Source organism: Teichococcus aerofrigidensis (assembly GCF_054073225.1).
This window is the reverse complement of the sequence record NZ_JBSXMU010000307.1, coordinates 1-324: the sequence shown is the minus strand read 5'-3', so window position 1 is coordinate 324 and position 324 is coordinate 1. Positions and strand designations below refer to the sequence as shown.

General features: G+C 81.2%; 1 protein-coding gene. It reads right to left on the bottom strand.

The window, feature by feature from the left end:
* The coding region (locus ACVMLK_RS21380; RefSeq protein WP_457487591.1) for a phosphorylase family protein at positions 1-324 on the bottom strand (324 nt) is incomplete at both ends.

The following is a 324-nucleotide window of genomic DNA, read 5'->3' as shown; positions in this document are numbered from 1 at the left end:
GCGCGCAGCACAGCCGGCAGGTCGGTCCCGCCATCCGGCCGCATCCCGACCCGCGCCGCCGGCGGCAGGCTCCGCCCGGCCGCGTCCGACACCACCCGCGCCACCGCCAGCGGCAGGCCATGTCGCGCCGCGACCCGCGCCGCGACATGCGATTCCATGTCCACCGCCAGCGCGCCGGTCGCCGCATGCAGCGCGGCCTTCTCCGCCGCCTCGGCCACCATGGCGTCCCGCCCCAGCACCGTCCCCGCCACCGCCCCGGGCAGCCGGCCCAGCAGCCGGTCGGCCCAGGCGGGGTCGGTCCCCGTCTCCCGCGCCGCCTCGCGC